This is a genomic window from Streptococcus oralis (assembly GCF_019929345.1).
Classification (GTDB): Bacteria; Bacillota; Bacilli; order Lactobacillales; family Streptococcaceae; genus Streptococcus.
Window position 1 is genome coordinate 60,485 of the sequence record NZ_JAHZPJ010000004.1, and the last position, 24,713, is coordinate 85,197.

The window sequence follows — 24,713 nt, forward strand, 5'->3', positions numbered from 1 at the left end:
CCACTACAGTTGACAATGAGCCAGTTTTTAAAATGTTTGGCGTTTGGCTTTGCGTTCTGCACGTCCTCGCGCACGATTCTCAGCACGCTTGGTTTTACGGCGTTTTTCATCCACCGCCCATTGAATCTTCTTCTTATAGCCTGGTTTGACTTTTTTCTTTTTCTTTTTAACCAAACCAATCATCTCCGTATCAAGTTTATCCTGCTTCTTTTCACGATTGGCACGACGATCACGGTCATAGGTATCTTGAAACTCTCCGTCTTTGACCATCTTAGGAGTAAACTTGATCCCTAATTTCTCCAACTCACGGATATCCGAGTCATCACTTGGCTGGTAAAGGGTAATAGCTGTACCAGGTAGACCATTGCGTCCAGTTCGTCCAACACGGTGAACAAAGAAGGACAAATCTTGCGGAATGGCATCATTGATAACATGGCTGACACCTTCAATATCAATTCCACGAGCCGCCAAGTCCGTTGCGACAATGTACTCAAAATCCAGATTTTTCACCTGGTTCATGATCCGCTTGCGTTCACGAGGAGCAATATCTCCATGAATCTTTGCTACCTTCAATCCTTGAGCAGTCAAGTAGGCATGTAACTCATCAGCACGCGTCTTTGTGTTAACAAAAATCATTGCCAAATAAGGCTGCATCAACTGAGTCAGCTGGTAAATCTGAGCATTCTTGTCACGGCCCTTGGTCGAAATCAACCAATTATCAATCGTATCTGAGATGACTGTCTTGGTTTTGATTTTCTCCATGACAGGATTTGACAAGTATTTTTTCAAGAACGGTTGTAACTTTTGTGGAATGGTCGCCGAAAAGACCATGAATTGCAAATCTTTTGGAAGGCTTCCTGCAATCTTATCAACGGTTTCCAAGAATCCCATATCTAAGGTCATATCGGCTTCATCAACAACAAAAGTCTTAGCCTTGTGAATAGCCAAATCACCAGATTTGACCAAGTCATAGATACGCCCTGGAGTCCCAATAACAATATGGGGTTGGCTGCTGGCAAGTTTTTCAATCTGACGGGCCTTATCCGTACCACCCACATAATTAATCACACGAACTTCGACATCTGAGTGAGCTGCAATCTGACGAGCTGCTTGGTAGATCTGAGTAGCCAACTCCCGACTTGGAGTCGTAATCACTGCTTGCACACTATCGCTAGTTTCATCCAATTGCTGGAAAATAGGAAGTAGGAAAGTGTGTGTCTTTCCTGAACCTGTTTTCGATTCGCCCACCAAGTCACGACCTGCCAGTACAATAGGGATTAATTTTTCTTGTACCTCTGTAGGAGTTACGAATTTCAACTCCTCCAAGGCCTCTACTATATAATTTTTAAATTGAAATTTCTTAAATGACATACTATCCTCGATTCTATTCTACTATTATATATACCATAATTTGAGCTTTTTCAGTAGCCTAGCTTCTCTTAAAAACCTCTCGCATACTAGCGGATTTCTATCTAAAACGTAAAAAGAGAAGACCGAATTGGTCTTCTCTAAGCATTAACCCTTTTGACTCAGATACACTTAACAAAAAGTCAACTACTTGCTTACAATCTTATAAAAGTCGAAAGCTACTAGATAACATCAATGCTTAATCATCTTTACGTTTACGATTGATGAGCAATACTCCAAAACCGGCAAAAGTAGAACTTGCTATCAATTCCGTCAGTGAGAAAGGAGAAATACTACCTGTATTTGGTAAGGTCGCTTGTTTAGTCTTATCTCCTGCAGGAGTTGGAACAGCTGGCTTAGCATTTGAAACAAGTTTGCTTTCAGGCTTCTTCTCTAACTGATCCGTTTGTACTTTAGCTGCTGAATCAGCCTCTTGAGTTGGCTTCGCTTCTGGAGTCACTGGTGGAACCGGACTTGGCTGTGGTTGCAGTTGCGGCGCTGGTTCCGATTGCGCACTAGGAGCTTGCTTGGCTTCAAAGGTCCACTTACCTACGAAGGTCAAACTTGTTCCCTCTTCCACTTTTTCGTAACCAGCGAATTTCCAAGTACCATTTGCAACAGCAACTTCTACAGGCATCGGTGCTTCTGGAACAAAAGCAATCGCTGCAGAAGAACTTGTAGTATATGTTCCACTTTGTGGAAGTAAGTTCAATACTTCTGCTGGCAAGTTGTTATCTGCTGTCACACTTTCAAAGCTGTAAGTCACTTTATAGGTTTCAGTTACCGGTGCAGGCAAAACATTAACTGGTACGGAAACTTCAGTAGAAGAACCATCTGGATAATCAACACGAACTGTACCGCTATAAGTACCTGGTTTTGTAGTATCTATTTGACCCACAGGCGTGATATCAACCACCTTAGTGCCAGCTGGAAGGCTTGACAAGTTCGTCACATTATCGGTCAAGTTTGGTTTGTCTCCAATCTTGATGATTTCTTCCGTTACCTGAGGCATATAAGTTTCAGCATTTGTCGGATTCGCCTTGAATTCCCACTTCCCTACGAAGGCTATATTAGCTTTGTTGATAACAGCGCTAGCTATGTCGTAGCCCTTGAAGGTCCAGGTACCATTATTCACTTCGTCTGTATAGTTCGTTTTCACTGGTTGTTTAGCTAAAACACTTGTACCATCCATATAAGTAGCAATATCACTTGGTGTCCAAACTGCAATGTCTGCGGGGAGAACTTTACCTGCTGTTGCACTCTCGAAACGGTATGTCGCTTGGTACTTATTAGGCGCAAATTCCCACTGACCAATAAAAGCAACATCTGCCTTATTAACCACAGCACCAGCTGGAATATACCTCTTGAAGGTCCAGATACCATCGTTCACATCATCTATGTAAGTGGTTTGGATTGGTTGCTTAGCCAAAACTGCAACACCATTCAGATAGGTCGCACTATCGCTTGGAGTCAAGGATGTGATAGCTGCTGGAAGATTTTTCCCAGCAGTCGCACTTTCAAATCGGTAACCTGCTTGATACTGGTTTACCTTAAATTCCCATTTGCCTACAAAATTCACATTTGCCTTATTCACGACCGCACTATCTGCAGCATAGCCCTTGAAGGTCCATACACCGTCATTCACTGTATCTGTATAAGTCGTTTGAACGGGTTGTTTGGCTGAAACTGCTGCGCCATTCACATAAGTTGTACTATCATTTGGAGATAAGGCCGTGATAGCTGCTGGGAGATCTTTCCCAGCAGTCGCACTTTCGAATCGGTAAGCTACTTGATACTGATTCGCCTTAAACTCCCACTTACCAATGAAAGCTAGATCAACCTTTTTCACAGTCTTACTCTTAGCATCGTAACCAACAAAAGTCCAGATACCGTCGTTCACATCATCTGTGTACGTCGTTGTAGTTAGCTCTTCTGGTAGAACTTTTTGTGTATTGTAGTAAGTTGAGGTGTCTTTTGGTGTTTTCTTCTGGATAAAGTCAGGTAAAGAAAGGCCAGTCGTCCCACTTTCAAAACGATAGCTTACATGGTGCGGTCTAGGCGTTACTTCCCATATACCAGTATATATCACGCGCTTGCCATCAAAAGTCGCATTCTTGTGATCATATCCCTTGAAGGTCCATATATAATCTTTTTCAACTTCTTCTACTGATTCTTTAGCCGGTTGTTTGGCTACAATTGTGTCACCAACCTTGTAAGAGGCCTCATCTTTCGGAAGCATGTCCAAGATACTTTGTGGCAATGGGACACCTGATTTAGATGATTTGAATACATATTCTGGATTAGGAGTGGGGGCCCATCTTCCAACAAAAGTCCGTCTTCCTACTCCAATAATGACTTTTTCTTTATCGTATCCTTCGAATTTCCAAGTCACCTTATTTGCTGCATCAACATAAGTCGTTTCACTTGGTTGCTCAGCATCTACTTCTGTAAGAAACAGGCCGCCCATCTTATAATCAGTTGGATTTTTCGGAGTCAGCTTAGCGATATAATCTGGTAATGCAATATCAGGATTGGTTGACTGGAACTCATAGTCGACACCATTTGGCTCAAAGCTCCACGTTCCAGTGATGGTTTTGACTTTCGTTCCTGCAATAGCTTTTCCATATTTAGCTGTATCAAAACCATGGAAAGTCCAAGTACCAGTTGGAACACTTACTGTAGTTGTCCCAAGTTGAATCACATCTTTGTAATCATCCGCTTGAGCTACAAATTCACTAGCAGCTGGAAGCATTGAGCGAATCTTATTGGGCAGAGGATAGATTGGAGTTGAGTTCTTAAATTTGTATTCTACTCTGTAGGTAGTATCAGTCTGTTTTGCAGAATCCTCAGATAATTTTCCTTTAGAGGAAGTGTCTACAGACTCTGCTTCTTTTGAAGGAATCTTATCCTTTCCCAAGATGACTTTTGAATTTTTATTACGAAGTCCAGAATTAACGAAGGTCACCAGATTTCGGTAAACTTTATCAATTTCTTCTTGCTTTGTTGCAGTTTGAAGTAGGCTATCAGCCGCTGTCATCAAATCATTAAGGATTTCTACACTCTCATCTGTTTTCCTTGAAAAATCCTTATTGCGCAACTCTTTGAGATAGTTCTCTAAAGCACTCTTCTTCAGACTAACGTTTGCAGAGGGCAGCTGGGCAGCTCCTTCTGTGGATGGCTGAGCCATTTCAGCAGCTGGTTGAGAATTTCTAAGAGCAGTTGAATCTGTAACTTGACTTGTCTCTGTCACAGTAGGGGTGGCAAACTTTAAGGGAGCTCGATTGTCCTCTTTAGTCTCTGCTGGCACTGATGCAGAAGCCTTCGTTGAAGTCGTCTCTTGATTTTCTACTTTTGTTGCTTCAGACGCTCCTTCTGAGGCTTGATTATCTGACTTATTTCCCACTTGTGCTGTAGATTCGAGCTCATCTGCGTGAACTGTTTGGTCCACTCCAATCGCAGTGGGTGCAAACAAAAATCCAATCGCAAGGGACACAGTAGCTACTGATAATTTTCGGATTGAATATTTTATCTTTCTATCCTGAAAAGACATTTCAGTTCTCCTTCTATTTTATACCTTTTATTCTACCACAAACAACTGATATTAGCGACTTTTTACTATAGTTCTCCAAGATCTTAGCAGCTAATATTTTTCCATAATATACAAATATTTGAAGAATTTATTCTCTAAAACAACTGAATTAGGAATTTCGAGTTCTATTAGAAAGATAAAGGCGAGCATGAATTCGATCAAGATTATCACTACCTAATCAGTCAGAATGAAAAATCGTGATATCATCATTATAGACATCCTGAGAAACAAGTTGACAGGAGCTTCGTCCCCCTTTTGTATGATGCATGTGAAGAAATAGAATCCTAAAAAGCTTTTAAATCTTTCTATTTCTAATCGCCAAGCTAGAAAGCACTACTGCTATCTGCAAATGAATCACATAGCATATTGAACACTTCACAACTCTGAAAATTTTCAGAAATATATTTTCATTTTTATGCATCAAAAAGAGAGAACAAATTCTATTCTCCCCTGATGCTAGTTTCTCATTACACCCTATGAATTTTAAAAAACTTATACCAAAATCGATAAATCATTTTTCTTCTCTATCGGCCTTCTCATTATCTTTTTTTTCTCGTGCCAATCTAAGAGCACGTTTGGGATTGAGACGATTGAACAGTTCTTCTAGTTTCTTTTCATTCCAAACATCTGCTGCAGAAACAAAATTTCCATCTGCATCTCGGAATGATATCGGTTTATCTCCCATATCAATCTCCTAGTCTACAAATTCAAATTCAAATTTACCAATGCGGACCAAATCGCCATCCTTAGCTCCACGCGCACGAAGGGCTTCGTCAACCCCCATACCACGAAGCTGACGAGCAAACTTCATGACAGACTCATCACGGTCAAAGTTGGTCATGTTAAAGAGTTTCATGAGTTTTTCACCAGAAAGTACCCATGTCGCATCGTCATCACGACTAATTTCAAAGGCTTTTTCTTCCTCATCAAATCCGTAGTAAGCTTCTTCTTCCATATCGGATTCATCATAGATTGGGAATTCTGGAGTCTTATCTAACAATTCAGCTGTAGCGTCCAAAAGTGTCGCCAACCCTTGTTTGGTCAATCCAGAAATAGGGAAGATAGCTGGAAGTTCCTCAAACTCGTCGTAGTTTGCTGCCAACTTTTCCTTAAAAGTTTTCAGATTTTCCTGACTTTCAGGCATATCCATCTTGTTGGCTACGATAATCTGCGGACGTTCCATGAGACGAAGGTTGTAGGATTCTAATTCCTTATTGATAGCAAGGTAATCCTCGTAAGGATCACGTCCTTCGCTAGCAGACATATCGATGACATGGAGGATAACTCGTGTACGTTCGATATGACGGAGAAACTGGGTTCCAAGACCAACACCTTGACTGGCCCCTTCAATCAAACCTGGAAGGTCTGCTACTGCAAAAGATTCGCCTGACTGCGTACGAACCATACCTAGATTTGGCACAATCGTTGTAAAATGATAAGCACCGATTTTTGGTTTCGCTGAAGTGATGACACTAAGCAGAGTTGACTTTCCAACCGATGGGAAACCGACCAAGCCAACATCCGCCAAGATTTTCAGTTCTAGTTGCAACTCACGTTCTTGACCTGGTTCTCCATTCTCAGAGATTTCAGGTGCAGGATTTTTGGGAGTCGCAAAACGGATGTTTCCTCGGCCACCTCGACCGCCATGAGCCACGATAAATTCTTGACCATGTTCAATCAAGTCTGTAATGACTTTACCTGTCTCTGCATCACGTACAGTAGTTCCCTGTGGTACGCGAACACGAAGGTCCTCTGCACCACGTCCGTGCATTCCTTTGGTCATCCCTTTTTCACCGGAATCAGCCTTGAAATGACGATTATAACGGAAATCCATCAAGGTACGTAAGCCTTCGTCCACAACGAAAACAACGTTACCTCCACGTCCACCATCACCACCCCAAGGACCACCATTAGGGACATATTTTTCACGGCGAAAGGCGACCATGCCATCGCCACCATTACCAGCCTTGACCTTAATCTTGGCTGTATCTAAAAACATACTCATATTTTCTTCTCGCTTTAAAAAGGCTGGGAAATCCCAGTCACTAAATAATCCTGATTTATCATCAAGCTTTATAGATTACTCAACGCACCTATTGCTGTTGCAAAAATACCAAGTAAACTTGCAAGTAACATAACAATAACAATTAATAATGTTAATTTTTCAAACAATGTTTTTTTACGTTTTCTATCGTCTCCGAAAGCCATAGCCTCTCCTTTAAACCTTATATTTCTAATTTAATATTCTGTCGAAACTGGAGCAATTGCCCATAAAATAATATATGCTACGACCCCTGCCCCATAACAAAAGGCAAGAACACCCCAAATCACACGAACAATTGTAGGATCAATATCGAAATAGTGAGCTACTCCTGCGCAAACACCACCAATTTTTTGATCTCTTCCACTTCTCATAAATTTTTTCGCCATCTTTTATTCTCCTATATTTTTACTAATCTCTCCAGTAATCCCGGATGCTAGACAACTGCTTTTTAGAAGCCTTTAGTATTCGTTTAGACTCCTTAACTGGAGCCGACACAGCCTGCTGGGGTAGATAAAGAACTGTCTTCAGAAATCGCTGTGTCATAGGTTCGTCGCCACGTAGTTCCTGCTCAAATTTATTTGAAATCATCGCATCGAGATAAAACTCATGAACTCGCTTCCCAAAGTTCTCAGCCGAAATCTCATACAACTTATCCGCCAATTTTTGTTCAGACATATCAGGAGTAGCTATCAAGGCTTCGAGGATAGCGCCTGCAAGCTCTCGTTCTCCATAATAAAGTGTTCCAAACATTTTTTCATTGATCAGATTTTCAAGATAGGGGTTGCCATGAGCGATGACAGGCGTTCCACTGGCTAGACTTTCTAGATAGGTTAAACCCTGGGTTTCACTCGTAGAGGCAGAAATAAAGAAATCAGCCGCTTTATAGTATAAGGCTGTCTCGCTTGGAGCAATCATACCTGTAAAAATCACATGTTTTTGCAGGTTTAATTTTACTGCTTGCTCCTTCAGACTGTCCAGATAAGGACCATCTCCAGCAACAACCAACTTCACCTTGTCTTCTTCTTTCAATACCCCAGCAAAGGCGTTTAGGACCGCTTGGATATTCTTCTCAAAGGAGATACGAGAAAGGCTCAGCAGCATTTTCTCGTCTTCCTGAATGCCTAACTTCGAACGAAGCTCTTGTAAGTTTTCCTCTTTGATCTCAGGTCGTTCAAACTTAGCTAGCTCAATTCCAGTTGGGATGACACGCTTTTCAACCTTGACTTTGTATTTAGATAAAAGGTCACGAACAATCTCACTAGGGCAAATCACGCCATCTACATCATGAAGGAAGCCACGCACCAAATATTTTACCATACTCGGACGAATTAGCATGCCTTTAGCAATGTAATGCACATAGTCTTCGTACTGGGTATGGTAGGTATGAATAACTGGAATTTTTAATTCTCTCGCAATCCAAATCCCTAACAAACCAAGTGAAAATTCTGTCTGGGTATGAATGATGTCAAGTTGATACTGCTTGGCAATTTCAAGCGCCTTTGTAAAACCTCGGTAGGCAAATCGTCGATCCTTAAATGCAAAGAAAGGAACACTCGGAATTCGGATAATTTGCCAATCCTCGTATCGGTTCACATCTTTATCGGTCGTTGTAAAGATAAAAACTGCATGCCCTTGCTTCTCAAGCTCAGTTTTCAATGTTCGAATACTAGTCGCGACCCCGGAAACCTGAGGGAAATAGGTATCTGTAAATAAACCAATTCGCATAAATTACCTCACTTTTTGCCCAAAGCAGCCTGTTCTCGATAGAATTTTAGCCAGATTTCCAACAAATGCTCCTCAGAGTACTCTTTGGAAATCTCACGAGCTTTTTCTTTCAAGTCTTTTAAAGCTTCAGGGGCATTCTTGTATTCTAGGATTGCTTCTCTCATCTCGGAAACATCACTTGTTGCACGATAATTCCCTTCAAGGATGACCTTGTATAGATCTAAATCCCTCAACATAATCGGTGCTTCACAGCTAGCTGCCTCTAAGATAGTCATAGGGAATAATTCATTGTAACTTGGTAGCAAGAACAAATCTGCTAAAGCATAGAACTCACGCATCCGCTCTGGCGGAACAATACCTGGGAAAATAAGATTTTTGGGTGGATTGTCCATAATCTTCTTATAGCGTTCATAACCATCTGTCATCCCACCAAATGAAAAACCACCAGCCCAGATAAAGGTAATTTCTGGCAATTCCTCAGCAAGACGGATAAAATCATCAATTCCTTTTCGTTTCTGAACCTGACCCGCACCGATTACGACAAACTGACCTTCCGCTAAATCCATTTCCTTCCGGAGTTGTGCAACTTGTTCAGCTGGTAATGGATGCCATTTTTCTTTATTTACAAAGTTTGGAATATAAGTTACTTTTTCACGCGGAATACCAGCAGCTACCAAATCCTCGATAAACATGGGATTGACCACGACCAAGTGTTCCATTCGGTTATAAAAAGAAAACACATAGCGTTTGATAATTCCCTTTAAGAAAAATGGAATTTTCAAGCTTCCCTCAAGCGTATCAGGCAAGAAATGCACATAGCCAATTTTTCTCCCAGAGCGTTTCTTTTGGAAAGTAGATAAATAATAAGGGAAATCAATGGTATGAAAGTGGGTTACATCCGCTTCTACAGGAAGATTCTCTGTAACAATCAACTGGTCTTTGGCATCTCGATGTAGAAGGCGTACCAACTCACGGTAGGCTCCTGATACTCCCTGACCAGCCACTTTTTCACTTGAACTTAGCATATTGACACGCAATTTTTCGTTTTCCATACCATTCATTATACCATTTTATTTCCAGAAAATCAGCAAAAGAAAGAAGAGACCAGAGGAAAAAGAGGAATTTACCCTATTTTCCAATCGTCTCTCTCATTTTTCTTAGTCTTTATTTAATTCCTAGCGCGATACGTGCATAGCGACTCATTTTTTCAACAGTCCAAGCTGGATACCAGACCAATTTGACCTCGGTATTAGTTACCTCAGGCACATCTGTCATCGCATCGTGTATCTGGTCTGTCAAAAGGTCAGCCAGTGGGCAGCCCATAGTTGTCAAGGTCATATCAATTTCAGTGTGACCTGTTTCACCATCAAAACGAATTTCATAAATCAAACCTAGGTTGACAATATCAATCCCCAACTCAGGGTCGATGACTTCTTCCAAAGCATTTAAAATGCGTGTTTTGATCGTTTCAATTTGCTCTTCTGTATAAGCCATGTTATTCCTCACTCCTAGTCTTCAATAAAATCACGAAGCGGTTTGCTGCGACTTGGTTGACGCAATTTTCTCAAAGCCTTGGCCTCGATCTGACGGATACGCTCACGAGTCACGTTAAAGACTTTCCCAACATCTTCAAGAGTACGCATTTTCCCATCATCTAGTCCGAAACGCAAGCGCAAGACGTTTTCTTCACGGTCTGTAAGAGTATCCAAGACTTCATCCAACTGCTCACGCAAAACGATACGAGTTGTATAGTCTACTGGATTTTCAATCACTTCGTCTTCGATAAAGTCCCCAAGATGGCTATCGTCCTCTTCACCAATCGGTGTTTCAAGCGAGACTGGCTCTTGGGCAATCTTCAAGATTTCGCGTACCTTATCAGGTGTCATATCCATTCGCTCAGCGATTTGTTCAGGTGTCGGATCTTGTCCCAATTCTTGAAGGAGATTACGCTGTTCTCGGACAAGCTTGTTAATCGTTTCTACCATGTGGACAGGGATACGAATGGTACGGGCCTGGTCAGCGATGGCACGGGTAATCGCCTGACGAATCCACCAAGTTGCGTAAGTAGAAAACTTAAATCCTTTTGAATAGTCAAACTTGTCCACTGCCTTCATCAAGCCCATGTTTCCTTCTTGGATCAAGTCAAGAAATTGCATGCCACGCCCTACGTAGCGCTTAGCGATTGAAACCACCAAACGAAGGTTGGCTTCGGCAAGACGTTGTTTGGCTTCGATATCACCTGCCTCAACAGCTAGGGCCAATTCTTTTTCCTCTTCGTTGGTCAAAAGAGGAACAACCCCGATTTCCTTCAAATACATACGGACAGGGTCATTAACCTTGGCAGAAGTTGAGCCAATCAAGTCCTCATCACTGAGTTCTGGTTCTTCTTCTGCACTAAGAACACGCGCACTTGGATTTCCTTCGTTATCTGTGATAGAAATTCCAGCATCCTGAATCCGTTGCAAAAGGTCTTCAATGCCATCTGCATCCAGGGTAAAAGGAATAACTAGACTTGAATTGATTTCGTCGTCTGTTGCTGTTCCTGTTTTTTTGTGGTTACGGATAAAGTCTGCCACTTGCACATCAAATGTAGTTACTTCTTTTTGTTTTGTTGTCATTATTACTCCATTCTTCTCTTTTGGGAAATCAATCGTTGTAATTCTTCCAAGGCTGTGTCTGTATCTCCTACATGACTAGCTTCCTGCACTTTCTTTTTAATTCTTAAGTTGTCCTTGCTAAGGAGGGCACGGTTTCGAGTCGCTTCGACTTCTACTAGCTCTTGAGGCGACATCTCAGCTGGCAAATCCAGACTAAGCACGTGGTACCAAGCATTTTCAACTTCAGGTGTCTGATGAGAAAGCTCCTCTGAGCCGATTTCTCCCTGCTCACTTAATAATTCGTAAAGAATCTGAAATTCTGGGGTATCAAAGAAAAAATCGTCTCTTAATCGGTAGTCATTTAACACAACTGGGTTCTCGGCCATCCTATAGAGGAGATGAGCCTCTGCTCTCATGACTGCTGTCAGTTGCCGCGTCACAGGCAAACTAATCACTGCTGGAGCATGCTCCTCTTTGACTCTTTCCTGCCTTTGAACAATTCGACTTTCATTTACAATCTGCTCAACCTGCTGGTAATCAAAAGAAGGTAGATTATCAGCCAGAATGTGGATATAAGAATTCTGGGCAGTGATAGACTTTTCTTTGGCGATTAGGGGAGCAATCTTTTCAATGAACTCAATTTGCGCCTGCAAGTTATCACTATTTTCTGGCTTGAGCTGGTAAATATAGAACTCAATAGGACTAATCCGAGTCTTGGTTAAAAGGTAAGCCAGGTCTTCAGCAGAATTCTTTTGCAAATACTCATCTGGGTCCATGGCATCAGGTACTCGAACAACCTCAACTGAGAAATCTTTTAACTCCTCTAGAGCCTTGGCTGTTGCTGCCTGCCCTGCCTTGTCGCCATCATAGCTGAGAACTATCTTTTTCGTAAAGCGTTTGAGGTGGTCAGCATGTTCCTTGCTTAAGGCTGTTCCCATGGAAGCTACAGCATTTTCTATACCAGCACGGTAGGCTGCAATCACATCCATGAAGCCTTCCATCAGATAAAGCTCAGTAATCTTACCTGTTCCCTTTTTTGCCTTGTCCAAATGATACAATTCGTAACTCTTGTTAAAAATTGCAGTCGAGCGACTATTTTTATATTTGGCAGTCTGACTATCCGTTTCTTGCCAGATACGACCTGAAAATGCAATAACCTGCCCCTTGTCATTGGTCAAAGGAAAAATGATCCGTCCAAAAAAAGTATCATAAAATTGATTACCATCTGACAGATAAAACAAGCCAGAATCCAATAAATCCTTTTCCTCAAACTTGTCAGATAAACGTTGGTAGAGATAGGTTCTCTCTGCTGGAGCCAGCCCAATCTGGAAGTGCTTCAGAACATCGTCTGTCAATCCGCGTTTGTAGAGATAAGCCCTTGCTTCTTCTCCCATCTTGGTCGTCATGAGGATTGCATGGTAAAAACGGGCAGCTTCTTCATGCATATCATATAGAGCTTGATGAGGCGAAGCCTGTTGAGGACGAGACTGGACAGGCATGGCTAGTTGAATACCGACGCGCTCTCCTAAGAGCTGAACGGCTTCCATGAAGGACACACCTTGGTATTCTTCGATGAATTTAAAAACATCTCCTGAGCGCCCACATCCAAAACAGTGATAAAACTGCTTGTCCTCAACTACGTTGAAAGAGGGGGTCTTTTCACCATGAAAAGGACAGAGCCCTAAATAGTTCCGTCCAGCCTTCTGTAAAGAAATCACATCACCTATGACTTCCACAATGTTGGCATTGTTTTTGATTTCTTCAATGACTTGCTTGTCAACCATACACAATACCTCCATCTTATCATAGTTTCACGTAAACTAGTATAGCTTATTTCTGAAAAAAAGTAAACCATTTCATACACTTTCCGTAATTCTCTTTGCCTTATTTTTCTAGATAGAAAGAGGATATAAAAAACTCAGAAACACTTTAATGCTTCTAAGTTTCTCTTCTCTATTTTTTGATGATTATTTAACTCATCTATTCAAATAATTGATAGTAGTCTGAAATTTTCATCTTAGCTTTTTCTTCTTTATTGAGGTCTTGGATGATACGACCTTCCTTCATTACAATCAGACGATTGCCATACTTCAGCGCATCTTCCATATGGTGGGTAATCATCAATGCTGTCAGATGATCCTTGCTGACAAAGTCATCTGTTAACTCCATCAAAGCAACACTGGTCTTTGGGTCGAGAGCTGCTGTGTGTTCATCCAACAAGAGCAACTCTGGTCGCTTCAAGGTTGCCATCAAGAGACTCAAGGCCTGACGTTGTCCACCTGAAAGAAACTCAATCGGAGTGTCGAGATGTTTCTCAAGACCATTTCCCACTTTTTCAATAGTAGCCTGAAACTCTTCCCTATGGCTTGAAAGTCTCCTAGGAAGGAGTCCTCTCTTCTCACCACGAAACTTGGCAATTAAGAGATTTTCCGCCACCGTCATACGGGGAGCCGTCCCCATCTTAGGATCCTGAAAGACACGAGACAAATACTTAGCCCGCTTTTCAGGTGAAAAATGCGTCACGTCCTCGCCCATGATACGGATACTCCCACTTGTTAAAGGTAAGGTACCTGCAATAGTGTTAAAAAGCGTTGACTTCCCAGCTCCATTTCCACCTAGAATGGTAATGAAATCATGTTCGAAAATTTCAAGAGAAACATCATTCAGAATGATTTTTTCCTCGTCAAAGCCATTCGTGATGACTTTGGTAGCATTTTTTAATTCTACAATTGCTGTCATTTGCTGAACTTGACTCCTTTCAGGTATTTGCTTTTAAAGGTTGGAATCATAAGGCAAACCGCCAAAATCAAGGCGCTATAGAGTCGTAAATAGCTGGTGTTAAAACCAAGAGCAATCACTCCCCAAACGAGGAACTGATAAGCAATAGAGCCAACGACGATGGTCATGAGTCGCTCAGCTAAGGTCAAACTCTTAAACAATACCTCACCAATAATCAAGCTAGCTAGACCAACTACGATAACCCCGATACCACGAGAAACATCCGCGTATCCTTCTTGTTGAGCAATTAAGGCTCCTGCAAGCGCGATAATCCCATTTGAGAGAACCAAGCCCATGAGTTCCATACGTCCAGTATTGATACCAAAACTACGAGCCATATCAGGATTATCACCTGTAGCGATGTAGGCCTGACCTAGTTTGGTATCTAGGAAAAAGAGCATGAGACCAATTACAAGAGCTACAAAGATTAGTCCAGTCAGGAGTTGGTTAAGGTCCGAATCAAAAGGTAAGACATCCTGAATTTGCTTGGTTCCAAGAAGCCCCAGATTGGCACGCCCCATAATCATGAGCATGATGGAATGGCAGGAAGTCATGACCAGAATCCCTGATAAGAGAGTTGGAATTTTTCCTTTGGTATATAAGAGACCTGTCGCCATTCCAGCTAGACAGCCTGCCCCTACTGCAGCTAAGGTTGCTAAAAACGGATTTACTCCCTGTGTTATCAAGGTTACAGCTACTGCTCCCCCAAGAGGAAAAGAGCCCTCAGTAGTCATATCAGGGAAATTCAAAATTCGAAAAGTCATAAAGATTCCCAAACCTAAAATCGCCCAGACCATCCCCTGAGAAATAATGGATACTATCATAATCTTTCACTCATTTCTTTCTTTAGTAAAAATGGGAGGAGATGTCCCCAACTCCTCCTTTATCTTTATTCAACCACTTGTCCTGCTTCTTTTAGAACAGACTCAGGAATGGTGATACCAAGTTCCTGCGCTAGTTTTTTGTTAATCACTGACTTACCAGTTGAGAAGACATTAACTGGCGTATCAGCTGGTTTTTCACCTTTCAAAACTTTAGCAATCATTTTACCAGTTGCCACACCAACGTCATGTTGGTCAACTACAACGGATGCCAAACCACCTGCTTCTACCATGGCAGTTGCACTTGGGTAGATTGGTTTTTTAGCTGATTGGTTGCTTGATACAACAGTTGAGAAGGCTGAAGCAATAGAGTTATCGATTGGAATCCAGATAGCGTCAACCTTGCTGGTCATAACATTAACTGTTGAAGCAATTTCGTTAGTGGAAGGAACGGCAAAGGTTTCGACTTTCAAACCCGCTTTTTCAGCATATGCCTTGAATTCTTCTACCTGTGTTTTTGTATTGTCTTCACTACTTGAGTAAAGAGCTCCGATGGTTTTAACATCAGGAGTTAAAGCCTTAATGAGTTCCACCTGTTGTTCAGCAGGGTTGTGGTCTGACACCCCTGTGATGTTGCCACCTGGTTTTTTCAAATCTTTGACCAAGTTCGCACCGATTGGGTCTGTAATAGCAGCCATGATAACTGGTAGATCTTTCGTAGCACTAGCGAGTCCTTGAGCCGCTGGTGTCGCAATCCCAACAACAACGTCATTTCCATTTGCTACTAACTGTTTACTCATGGTTGCAACCTTGCTCTGATCCCCTTCAGAGTTCATAAAGTCGATTTTCACTTGGTCACCTTTATAGCCTTCTTCAGCTAATCCATCTTGAATCCCTTGGTAAATCAAGTCCAAGGATGGGTGACTAACAAATTGAAGGACACCAACCTTAGCAACCTTTTGCTCTTCCTTGGCTACTGGCTTGTTCATAGATGAATAAATCAAGCTAGCCACTACCAATACTGCTAATCCAGCGACAATTCCAATCAAACGTTTATTTTTCATTTTTCTTTCTCCTTAATTCTTTTACCTTAACTTTTTAAATCACATCATCAAGTGATGCCATCGTTTAAATTCCAATATCTTTCCTCCCCATAGAAAAAGTCCTCACACAAAAAACTTGTGTGAGGACGTCGATGCGCGGTGCCACCTCAATTATAGGGAATATCCCTATCGCTCTTTCTCGCAATAACGAGTTGCACTGTAAGGTGTGCTCACCGAATTTTTATGATTTCAAATTCTTAAATACATTCAGCCCAATTTCGTCACTTTCATCTATCTGTTTCCACCAACCACAGACTCTCTAAAAAACTTCAATGATTACTTTCTGAATGTTTAAATTATATCATTTTTCAACTACTTGTCAAGCTTATTTTTAGAATTTTTTAAACAATTCAAAAACTTCCCCTTGAAAAAAGAGGAAGTTTGTAGAATATCAGCCTGAATTACGCAAACCTGTTGCAATTCCGTTGATAGTTGTATGAATCAGTTTTTCTTCGTCAGCTGACAATTCGCCGCGGCGTTGACGTTTTATCAACTCCAACTGGATGTAGTTAAGGATATTAAAGTAAGGCATACGATAGTTTAGACTGTCTTTTAGGTAAGAGTTTTCTGCCAAGAGTTCGTCATAACCTTCGATAGCTAAAATAACGTCCTTAGTCAACTGCCATTCATCTAAAATAGTGTAGTAGATAGCCTGCACTTCTTCATCTTCACAGAGCTTGGCATATTCAAAAGCAATGTTCATATTAGACTTAGATAAGACCATGTCCACATTAGAGAGCAGGGATTGGAAGAAAGGCCAGTTTTGGTACATGTCACGGAGGATCTCAATATTATCAGGATCTTGATCAATAAATTCTTTGAAGCTTGAACCCACGCCATACCATCCAGGAAACATGACACGACTTTGTGACCATGAGAAGACCCAAGGAATGGCACGCAAACCGCCAATTTCAGTGATGGTCTTACGAGCTGCTGGACGCGAACCGATATTGAAGCTTGAAATAGCCTTGATTGGACTTGATTCAAAGAAATAGTCATAGAAATGTTCATTTCCAAAGACCAAATCACGATAGATATCATAGCTACGGTCCACTACTTGATCCATGATAGCTTCGTAACGATTTGACGTATTGGTATCACTCTTCTTCTTGGTAATCATACGGTTAATAGCTGCGGAAACCAACATCTCAAGGTTATAATAGGCAGCGTCTTTGTTTCCGTATTTGTTTCCAATGACTTCTCCCTGCTCAGTCAGACGGATGCGGTCCTTGATAGACTTGAGCGGTTGAGATGTAATGGCTTCATAAGTTGGGCCACCACCACGACCCACAGTACCACCACGACCATGGAAGAAGGTTACTTTAACGCCAAATTCATCACCGATAGCAGTTAGTTGTTGTTGCGCCTTGTAGAGGGTCCAACATGATGACAGGTAACCACCGTCCTTGTTACTATCAGAGTAACCGAGCATGATTTCCTGATAGTTATCTTTTGAAGCAATCCATTTTTTAGCTAAAGGAAGAGAGAAGTATTTTCTCATGGTTTCTTCCGAATGATCTAAGTCCTCGATAGTCTCAAACAGGGGAACAATTTGGACACGGGCTTTTTGGGCATCCACCAAGCCGACTTCTTTGAGCATGATTGCTAGCTCTAGCATATCGGATACACTTGTTGCGTGAGAAATGATGGTTTGACGAATGACATTTTCACCCAGTTTATCCTTCAACTTGCGGGCAGCTTTAAAGATAGACAACTCTTTCTCAAGAAGTTCTGACTTTTCAGCATGAGTTGCTGAGAGGATACGAGGATCTTCTTCCAGCTCTTTTAAGAGGAGGGCGCATTTTTCGTCTTCAGACAGATCGCTATAATGGTCGTTGATACCTGCGGATGCTAACAATTCTGCGACACAAGCTTCATGAACACTAGAATCTTGGCGCATATCGATAGAAGCAAGGTAGAATCCAAAGATTTCAACTGCCTGCATCAACTCTACAAATTCTCCTGAAATCAGGTACTCACCCTTGTTCTCTAATAGAGAATCTCGGATAGCCAACAAGTCTTGATAGAATTCATCTGCGGTAGCATATCTTGGATGAACATCCTTATCCTCGATAAGATGGGTCTTGGTTGCCTGCATCTTAGCTTGGATGTCAAAGAGTGCTCTACGATAGAGTTCTTTTTCACGATAAATCGAGTTGTCCTGAGACTTCAGCGCCATCTCACGGACCTTGTCGCTGACATTTACGATGCTGGTTGAAAGTGAAAATTCACGATAAAGATTGTAAATCTTTTCATCGTAGTAGTTCATGATGACTTCGCACTGAGTCAAGGCTGATTTGTTTAGGGTTTCCGCTGTTACGAAAGGATTTCCATCACGGTCTCCTCCGATCCACATCCCCATTGTAATTGGTTTTGGATGCTCAAGCTCGATACCTTGTTCTTTAGCAAGTTTCTTATATTCAGCCGTCAAACGTGGTACAGCATTCAGGAAAGAACTTTGGTAGTACTCCATCACATTTGTGATTTCGTTGGTTACTTTCAATTTCTTCTCACGAATCATGTCGGTTTGCATGATAATTTCAATGTAACGACGGAGATCCGTGTGCCATTTTTCTTTATTAATCAAGCCGAGTTTGACATCACGGTACTTGCGTAGGAGAGTGTGGATATGATTGGTCAAGTCCAGCATACTCTTACGTTGTACTTGCGTTGGATGGGCAGTTAAGACAGGAACCACATTTAACTTTTCTAAAATTTCAGCTGCATTTTCTTTCTCAGCTACCATTTTAATTGTTGTAGATAGTTTTCCTAGATAGTCTTGATTCAGATTATTTTGGTGATTGATTTCATAGGCTAAGTCCACATCCTCAGAGATATTAATCAAAAGTGGAAGAATGGAGAAATAGCGAGAAATGTAAATCATTTCTTCATTTGAAAGGCTAGTCACTAGGTCATTGAGCCCTTGATAATTCTCACTTGTTGATAATTCTTTCAACTGGATAATCTTTTCAAAGGTTTCTGGTGCCAGCATATTTTTTGTGATATCTTCTAACAGCTCAGTCAAAATCAAGACTTCTTCTTGGACGACGGCTTTATTTCTATAGTTTTCTAATTTTTGAAGAGACATATACTTTCCTTTCCATACAACCCTTACAGCATCTCAGAGGTTTGACTTTCATATTCTCTGATAAGTTTGGCACGTTTTTCACTAGCATCTATATTTAATACAAAGGCAATGGCTACAGATAAGACTAGGAGACTATTTCCCCCTTGTGAAAGGAAGGGGAAGGTTACCCCTGTAGAAGGGATCAATCCAGAAATCCCACCAATATTGACAAAGACCTGAACAAGGATCATCCCCCCGACACCGATAGCAACCATGGAGTTAAAGGGATCCTTTGCTCGAATACCAACCAAGATGATTCGCAAAATCAAGAAGAAAAGGAGTGCCAAAATCATACTAGCTCCTACAAATCCAAACTCCTCGATGACGATCGAAAAGACGAAATCCGTATGGGCTTCTGGCAAATAACCACGCTTTTCGATGGAATTTCCTAACCCAAGTCCAAACCAGCCACCATTCACCATGGCATAGTAGGAATTTGCAAGCTGGTGTCCAGCACCTGCCAAGTCATTAAAAGGATTAAAGAAGGCGCTGAAACGTTTAGCAACGTAACCAAATACTGGAATTCGAGAAAACTTTTCAACCCCGACAAAGCGAATGACAGACAAGGCTAGAATCGAACTACCTGCCAAAAGAGCTAGGAAAGTTGAAAACCAACGGTAGGCAATCCCACTGACTGTATACATAATCAGTGATACCATCACCAAGATAGTCGCATTTCCCAAATCTGGGAAAATTCCCAAACTACCTATCAAAATCAACAAAACAAAACGCCAGTCATTAAAAGCACGAGGTAGCCATTGATTTTGGGTCAAGACTTGGAAATCATAGACCGCTATCTCATCTTGTTGTTTTGAAAATCGATGGGCTAGGTACCAAATAATGATAATTTTTAGATACTCTGCGGGTTGAATCGTCACTGGTCCTACAGAAATCCAACCATAGGCACCATTGATTGGGGTACCAATTAACCGTGCCAAAGCCAAGAGAATCATCTCCACAAACATAACGATAAAAATCAAGCGTTCATTTCTTAAAAAACCAAGTTTCAGTTTATAAATTAAGGCAATCAAAATCAAACTGATTATCCAAAACATTCCTTGGTTCCGAGCTAACTGAAGAGCACTTTTTCCTTCTTGGATCAAGGTTGCACTCGTCGTTGAGTAAACGACGATTAGACCCAAAATCGATAAAAGGAGGTAAGGAATCAAAATGGAATAGTTCAATAGGTGCCTTTTACTAATTTTCATATGTCACCATTCTAATAGGAACAGAGGCAACTGTTCCCAATTCCGTTTTATTTTCTAGTTTTGATTGCTATTATACCATTTTTTCAGAAAGAAAAAAACTCTTATCCTCCAATCCTTCGAATTTTGCTATTTGAACGAAACTGATTGCTAAAAAATACAAACTTCAAGACAAAGTTTGTATTTTTCTTTTTTATTCTGCTGATGAGCTACTGCTTGAACTTGAGCTTGAGTCTCCACTTCCAATATATTGAGCAAAAATACTCTGGAAAGCAGGGTCTTTTATTTTAATATTTGCTGCTTGGAATTCTTTTCCGATGACACCCTGAACGAAGGAAGCATCGTTTTGTTTCTGTGTCAAAATGACAGTTTTTAATTTTTCTTTGTAATCATCTAGATTTGATGATTTTTCTGTTTTCTTGATTACTTTGATGATGTAGAATTGGCTACTATAAGCTTGGGTACCAGTTGCTCTAATCACATCAGACACCCCATTCACATCCAAAGCAAAGGCAGCCTTCTTGACTTGTTCTGGAAGTTCAGTAGATGCCGAGTCAAAAGTGATTTCTCCACCATTTTCTTTTGTCTTGTCATCGTTAGAGTTGTCTTTTGCCAACTGAGCAAAGTCAGCTCCTTCGGCTTTTGCTTTTTCGAGAACTTCTTTTGCCTTGTCTTCATTATCCATACGGATGATTTGTGCTGTTACATCTGGTGTATATGCTTCAAAAGCCTTTTGGTAAGCTTCGTCAGTCAGTTCATTTTCTGCTGCTTTCTTAACTGCCAATTCAACTAATTTGCTGGTGCGAATTTGAGCTTTACGAGTCTCAGGAGTCATTCCTGCACGTGAAAGAACATTTTGATAACTGTCCCCGTATTTCTTCTGCTCCTCGGCAACCGCGTCATCTACTTCTTGTTCAGTCACTTCAGACCCATATTGCTTTTCAAATACTTTTTCTATCGTCATATTGAGCAAGACTTGTTGTGCAGTTGGGTTGTTTTTAGCTTGTTCGTAAAATTGGTGTTCGGTGATAACATCACCCTTCATGCTGATGAGGTCAGCCCCTTCAGAACTTTTTGAACAAGCAGCCAAAGTTGCTACAGATAATAAGGTAATGGCTCCTGCCAATAGTTTTTTCTTCATGTTTACTCCTTTTTCTAAAAACGGTCAAAAATTTCTCTAGACCAACTCAATCATTATACCATATTTTATAGCAGATAACTTAAATAAGACTAAAAATAGTAGCTTTTAAATTTTTAACGATTCAATTTTTTCATTCCAAAAAGAACCTGAACAACGGTTCAAGTTCTTTGTTTATCTTGTATTATTTTTTAGTGACGTCCTTTGTAAGTCAAGCCTGCTAGACCAAGACTTGCAAGGAGAAAGCCTGCAAATCCAAGAATTGAATTTTGTTCTCCAGTGTTTGGTAGGGCTGTAGTTTCTGTTTTCGAGACAGGTTTGTCAGCTTTAGTGTTTGAATCTTGCCCAACAGGTTTTACAGGAGCTTGTGGAGCAGTATTCGAATTAGTTTGTGGTTTGGTTTCCGGCTTAACTCCTGGTTTTGGTGTATCAAAAGGTTTAGTTTCCGGTTTTACTTCTGGTTTTGAAGTCTCTGAAGGTTTAGTTTCCGGCTTAACTTCTAGCTTCGGAGTTTCTGAAGGCTTAACTTCTGGTTTCGGAGTTTCTAAAGGTTTAGTTTCCGGTTTTACTTCTGGTTTTGAAGTCTCTGAAGGTTTAGTTTCCGGTTTTACTTCTGGTTTCGGAGTTTCAGATGGTTTAGTCTCTGGTTTAACTTCTGGCTTCGGTGTATCTGAAGGTTTAGTTTCCGGTTTTACTTCTGGTTTTGGTGTATCAGAAGGTTTAGTTTCTGGCTTAACTTCTGGTTTTGGTGTCTCTGAAGGCTTAGGCTCAGGTGTCACTTCTGGTTTCGGAGTTTCTGAAGGGTTGGTTTCCGGCTTAACTTCTGGTTTTGGAGTTTCAGATGGTTTAGTCTCTGGTTTTACTTCTGGTTTTGGTGTCTCTGAAGGGTTGGTTTCCGGTTTTACTTCTGGTTTTGGTGTCTCTGAAGGCTTAGGCTCAGGTGTCACTTCTGGTTTCGGAGTTTCTGAAGGGTTGGTTTCCGGCTTAACTTCTGGTTTTGGAGTTTCAGATGGTTTAGTCTCTGGTTTTACTTCTGGTTTCGGAGTTTCTGAAGGTTTAGTCTCTGGTGTCACCTCTGGTTTCGGAGTTGGCGTTGGTGCTGGTTCCGGAGTTGGCTTCTCTACTTTCTTGTATTCTAGGCGCAGATCATTGTATCCGTCTGCCGAGCCATAGAAGTATTCATTAACTATGTCATACGTCATGTCATAGTTTGGCATCCAGCTATCCTTTGAGATTATCTCATGTCCATTAAATTTTTTATAGATATTGATAGTCTGCCCGGGATTTATCACGCCCGTCATTTGACCAAGTGTCTCTCTTGTTTCAATATCATAATAAGTGATGCGGAATTTTAACGGCTCTTGCTGTTCTTCAGCTTTTACGACAGCAACTCCAAAAATAGGTGTATCAATCAAAGCTGGCGCAACAACACCAAGAGCAGCAACGGAAAGCAAAGAAATACCAAGTTTGGTTACTTTATTCGTTTTCATCATTTCCTCCTTAGGAATGTAGAATTATTTTTAAGGTATGCAAATACTACAAAAGGCCTAATTTTTGATTTAGTATTTCGTAAAGTTCTCCTCAACCACTTGAGCGACAAGGGTTTTGGTGTATCGCGTAAGGACCGTTAAACGATACACTTAAAAAACAAAAAAAATACAAATCCAACACAGGCTCAAAACCTTGTTAAATTCGTATTTTCTGAAATATTCATATTGTTATTTTGAATGTTTCGCCAAACGGTCGTTAATCGAAACATATTTACGCCTTCATTGTAACATTTTGTCTGGTTTTTAGCAAGAATTTTGCGAAACTTTTTTGCGATTATTGGCAACCTTGTTTCGTTCCAAGACTTTATAGATGGTTGAGGTCGAAATTCGTTCTGTTTTTGCTATTGTTCTGATGCTTGTTCCCCCTGCCAAATACTGCTGAATAATTCTCTCCTCCTTCTCTTTAGAAATTCGCTTGGCGCCTAGTTTGACACCTTTTTCCTTGGCTTTACGAAGTCCTTCACGGGTACGAAATCGCAAATTTTCCAGTTCACTTTCTGCCACAAAACCTAAAATGACACAAAGTAACCTACCAATGAGCGAGTCAGTTTCCAATTTTTCATGCAAACTGACTAGCTGAATATCAGAAGCATTAAATTGTTCAATTAGTTCTAGCAATTTGAACATGGAGCGAGTCAGGCGATCTAACTTATAGATAGTAAAAGTGACCTGTTTGCCTTCCTTTGAAAGGTCACAAGCCAATTTTAAGGCCTTTTCGAGTTCTGGACGTACATTGTTGGAACCAGATTCACACTCGATAAAAAGATGGTCACAATGCTTGAGAGCATCGATTTGCACCTCTAAGCCCAAATCTTGCTTATGGGTTGAAACGCGTGCATAGCCAATATTGATGATGTTTTGAGACATAAAAATCCTCCTATTACTTGATACAGGAGGATTGTACTATTTTTTAATTTATTCCATTTCTGGTAAAGTTACATTTTCCACATTCTTTCGTAGCATAAGAATGCCGTCTCCAAGTGGAACTAGAGTTGCTGTTAGACCTGGATTGTCCAAAGTTGCGTCGAAAAGTCTTTGCAAACCACGGTAAATGGTTCTCTGACCACGGCGGACTTCCATGATGTCCTTGGCAACATCTCCTCCTTGGAAAATATCATCCAAGACCACTACTCCACCGACTTCCAAGTGCTTGAGGATTTCAGGCAGAAAGACGATGTACTTTGACTTGGCCGAATCCATAAAGACAAAGTCATAAGTCTCCGTCAGAGTAGATAAAACATCAACAGCATCACCTTCAAGTAAGGTGATTTGCTTGCGACTGTCAAACTGGGCAAAGTTTTCCTTGGCAAAACCAATCATTTCTGGATTACGGTCAATGGTTGTAATCTTGGCATCTGGCGCGTGTTCCGCCATCAAGAGGGCTGAAAAACCGATAGCTGTTCCAATTTCCAAAATGTTCTTAGGTTGCATAGTTTCCATGAGAAAACGGAAGTAGGCAACTGTTTCATGAGGAATAATGGGAATATTTTCCTTACGAGCGAAGGTCTCCAATTCTTTCAGGGAGCCTGTCACCTGCTTTTGACGCTGGCGCATGAGTTCTACGATGTCTTCCTTGACGACGGGACGACGCATGTTATGGTTGGCATTTTTACTGTAAGACTCTACCAT

20 protein-coding genes and 1 other annotated feature are annotated in these 24,713 nt (G+C 41.1%); all 20 genes read right to left on the reverse strand.

What is annotated here, in order from left to right; all coding sequences use genetic code 11:
- Positions 1-27: 27 nt before the first annotated feature.
- The 20 genes from K1I97_RS04290 to K1I97_RS04385 all read right to left on the reverse strand — a co-directional run bounded on the left by K1I97_RS04290 (position 28) and on the right by K1I97_RS04385 (position 24,713).
- On the reverse strand, positions 28-1,371 hold the full coding sequence (locus K1I97_RS04290) for a DEAD/DEAH box helicase (protein WP_223331579.1): 1,344 nt from the start codon (positions 1,369-1,371) through the stop codon (positions 28-30).
- A 235-nt stretch (positions 1,372-1,606) separates the two neighbouring features.
- Positions 1,607-4,957, reverse strand: a complete 3,351-nt coding sequence (locus tag K1I97_RS04295) for an SHIRT domain-containing protein (protein WP_223331580.1) — start codon at positions 4,955-4,957, stop codon at positions 1,607-1,609.
- A 550-nt stretch (positions 4,958-5,507) separates the two neighbouring features.
- Positions 5,508-5,681, reverse strand: a complete 174-nt coding sequence (locus tag K1I97_RS04300; protein ID WP_223331581.1) for a hypothetical protein — start codon at positions 5,679-5,681, stop codon at positions 5,508-5,510.
- 9 nt (positions 5,682-5,690) lie between these two features.
- On the reverse strand, positions 5,691-7,001 hold the full coding sequence (gene obgE, locus K1I97_RS04305; protein ID WP_000061637.1) for a GTPase ObgE: 1,311 nt from the start codon (positions 6,999-7,001) through the stop codon (positions 5,691-5,693).
- A 68-nt stretch (positions 7,002-7,069) separates the two neighbouring features.
- Entirely contained in the window at positions 7,070-7,204 is a 135-nt protein-coding gene (locus K1I97_RS04310) for a DUF4044 domain-containing protein (protein ID WP_223331582.1), read from the reverse strand.
- A gap of 30 nt (positions 7,205-7,234) precedes the next feature.
- Positions 7,235-7,426 (reverse strand): PspC domain-containing protein, encoded by a 192-nt coding sequence (locus K1I97_RS04315; protein ID WP_223331583.1) that lies wholly within the window; start codon positions 7,424-7,426, stop codon positions 7,235-7,237.
- Between the two features lie 22 nt (positions 7,427-7,448).
- Complete coding sequence (locus K1I97_RS04320; protein ID WP_223331584.1) at positions 7,449-8,765, reverse strand: glycosyltransferase family 4 protein; 1,317 nt, start codon at positions 8,763-8,765, stop codon at positions 7,449-7,451.
- An 8-nt stretch (positions 8,766-8,773) separates the two neighbouring features.
- On the reverse strand, positions 8,774-9,817 hold the full coding sequence (locus K1I97_RS04325; protein WP_223331585.1) for a glycosyltransferase family 4 protein: 1,044 nt from the start codon (positions 9,815-9,817) through the stop codon (positions 8,774-8,776).
- Positions 9,818-9,929: 112 nt separating this feature from the next.
- Complete coding sequence (locus K1I97_RS04330) at positions 9,930-10,259, reverse strand: metal-sulfur cluster assembly factor (RefSeq protein WP_000331930.1); 330 nt, start codon at positions 10,257-10,259, stop codon at positions 9,930-9,932.
- Between the two features lie 14 nt (positions 10,260-10,273).
- On the reverse strand, positions 10,274-11,383 hold the full coding sequence (rpoD, locus tag K1I97_RS04335) for an RNA polymerase sigma factor RpoD (RefSeq protein WP_223331586.1): 1,110 nt from the start codon (positions 11,381-11,383) through the stop codon (positions 10,274-10,276).
- A 2-nt stretch (positions 11,384-11,385) separates the two neighbouring features.
- Entirely contained in the window at positions 11,386-13,146 is a 1,761-nt protein-coding gene (gene dnaG, locus K1I97_RS04340; RefSeq protein ID WP_223331587.1) for a DNA primase, read from the reverse strand.
- A gap of 196 nt (positions 13,147-13,342) precedes the next feature.
- Entirely contained in the window at positions 13,343-14,101 is a 759-nt protein-coding gene (locus K1I97_RS04345; protein ID WP_000125419.1) for an ABC transporter ATP-binding protein, read from the reverse strand.
- Positions 14,098-14,964, reverse strand: a complete 867-nt coding sequence (locus tag K1I97_RS04350) for an ABC transporter permease (RefSeq protein WP_000637255.1) — start codon at positions 14,962-14,964, stop codon at positions 14,098-14,100. The genes K1I97_RS04345 and K1I97_RS04350 overlap by 4 nt, the downstream gene beginning before the upstream one ends.
- 65 nt (positions 14,965-15,029) lie before the next feature.
- Entirely contained in the window at positions 15,030-16,025 is a 996-nt protein-coding gene (trpX, locus tag K1I97_RS04355) for a tryptophan ABC transporter substrate-binding protein (RefSeq protein ID WP_223331588.1), read from the reverse strand.
- 118 nt (positions 16,026-16,143) lie between these two features.
- Positions 16,144-16,359 (reverse strand) — a binding site (T-box leader).
- Positions 16,360-16,455: 96 nt separating this feature from the next.
- Positions 16,456-19,152 carry a phosphoenolpyruvate carboxylase gene (gene ppc / locus K1I97_RS04360; RefSeq protein ID WP_223331589.1) on the reverse strand — a complete coding sequence of 899 codons (2,697 nt, stop codon included), beginning with the start codon at positions 19,150-19,152 and terminating at the stop codon, positions 16,456-16,458.
- 23 nt (positions 19,153-19,175) lie between these two features.
- Positions 19,176-20,399, reverse strand: a complete 1,224-nt coding sequence (gene ftsW / locus K1I97_RS04365; RefSeq protein ID WP_223331590.1) for a cell division peptidoglycan polymerase FtsW — start codon at positions 20,397-20,399, stop codon at positions 19,176-19,178.
- A 190-nt stretch (positions 20,400-20,589) separates the two neighbouring features.
- On the reverse strand, positions 20,590-21,537 hold the full coding sequence (prsA, locus tag K1I97_RS04370; RefSeq protein WP_223331591.1) for a peptidylprolyl isomerase PrsA: 948 nt from the start codon (positions 21,535-21,537) through the stop codon (positions 20,590-20,592).
- A gap of 188 nt (positions 21,538-21,725) precedes the next feature.
- Positions 21,726-23,024 carry an LPXTG cell wall anchor domain-containing protein gene (locus K1I97_RS04375; RefSeq protein ID WP_223331592.1) on the reverse strand — a complete coding sequence of 433 codons (1,299 nt, stop codon included), beginning with the start codon at positions 23,022-23,024 and terminating at the stop codon, positions 21,726-21,728.
- A 303-nt stretch (positions 23,025-23,327) separates the two neighbouring features.
- The gene (locus K1I97_RS04380; RefSeq protein ID WP_223331593.1) at positions 23,328-23,951 is read right to left on the reverse strand and encodes a recombinase family protein; all 624 of its coding nucleotides are present in this window, start codon (positions 23,949-23,951) and stop codon (positions 23,328-23,330) included.
- Positions 23,952-23,999: 48 nt separating this feature from the next.
- Positions 24,000-24,713 carry an O-methyltransferase gene (locus K1I97_RS04385; protein WP_223331594.1) on the reverse strand — a complete coding sequence of 238 codons (714 nt, stop codon included), beginning with the start codon at positions 24,711-24,713 and terminating at the stop codon, positions 24,000-24,002.

Coding starts and splice junctions, on each gene's coding strand:
- K1I97_RS04290 (WP_223331579.1), bottom strand. CDS start 1,371: ATGTCATTTAAGAAATTTCAATTTAAAAATTATATAGTAGAGGCCTTG.
- K1I97_RS04295 (WP_223331580.1), bottom strand. CDS start 4,957: ATGTCTTTTCAGGATAGAAAGATAAAATATTCAATCCGAAAATTATCA.
- K1I97_RS04300 (WP_223331581.1), bottom strand. CDS start 5,681: ATGGGAGATAAACCGATATCATTCCGAGATGCAGATGGAAATTTTGTT.
- obgE (WP_000061637.1), bottom strand. CDS start 7,001: ATGAGTATGTTTTTAGATACAGCCAAGATTAAGGTCAAGGCTGGTAAT.
- K1I97_RS04310 (WP_223331582.1), bottom strand. CDS start 7,204: ATGGCTTTCGGAGACGATAGAAAACGTAAAAAAACATTGTTTGAAAAA.
- K1I97_RS04315 (WP_223331583.1), bottom strand. CDS start 7,426: ATGGCGAAAAAATTTATGAGAAGTGGAAGAGATCAAAAAATTGGTGGT.
- K1I97_RS04320 (WP_223331584.1), bottom strand. CDS start 8,765: ATGCGAATTGGTTTATTTACAGATACCTATTTCCCTCAGGTTTCCGGG.
- K1I97_RS04325 (WP_223331585.1), bottom strand. CDS start 9,817: ATGGAAAACGAAAAATTGCGTGTCAATATGCTAAGTTCAAGTGAAAAA.
- K1I97_RS04330 (WP_000331930.1), bottom strand. CDS start 10,259: ATGGCTTATACAGAAGAGCAAATTGAAACGATCAAAACACGCATTTTA.
- rpoD (WP_223331586.1), bottom strand. CDS start 11,383: ATGACAACAAAACAAAAAGAAGTAACTACATTTGATGTGCAAGTGGCA.
- dnaG (WP_223331587.1), bottom strand. CDS start 13,146: ATGGTTGACAAGCAAGTCATTGAAGAAATCAAAAACAATGCCAACATT.
- K1I97_RS04345 (WP_000125419.1), bottom strand. CDS start 14,101: ATGACAGCAATTGTAGAATTAAAAAATGCTACCAAAGTCATCACGAAT.
- K1I97_RS04350 (WP_000637255.1), bottom strand. CDS start 14,964: ATGATAGTATCCATTATTTCTCAGGGGATGGTCTGGGCGATTTTAGGT.
- trpX (WP_223331588.1), bottom strand. CDS start 16,025: ATGAAAAATAAACGTTTGATTGGAATTGTCGCTGGATTAGCAGTATTG.
- ppc (WP_223331589.1), bottom strand. CDS start 19,152: ATGTCTCTTCAAAAATTAGAAAACTATAGAAATAAAGCCGTCGTCCAA.
- ftsW (WP_223331590.1), bottom strand. CDS start 20,399: ATGAAAATTAGTAAAAGGCACCTATTGAACTATTCCATTTTGATTCCT.
- prsA (WP_223331591.1), bottom strand. CDS start 21,537: ATGAAGAAAAAACTATTGGCAGGAGCCATTACCTTATTATCTGTAGCA.
- K1I97_RS04375 (WP_223331592.1), bottom strand. CDS start 23,024: ATGAAAACGAATAAAGTAACCAAACTTGGTATTTCTTTGCTTTCCGTT.
- K1I97_RS04380 (WP_223331593.1), bottom strand. CDS start 23,951: ATGTCTCAAAACATCATCAATATTGGCTATGCACGCGTTTCAACCCAT.
- K1I97_RS04385 (WP_223331594.1), bottom strand. CDS start 24,713: ATGGTAGAGTCTTACAGTAAAAATGCCAACCATAACATGCGTCGTCCC.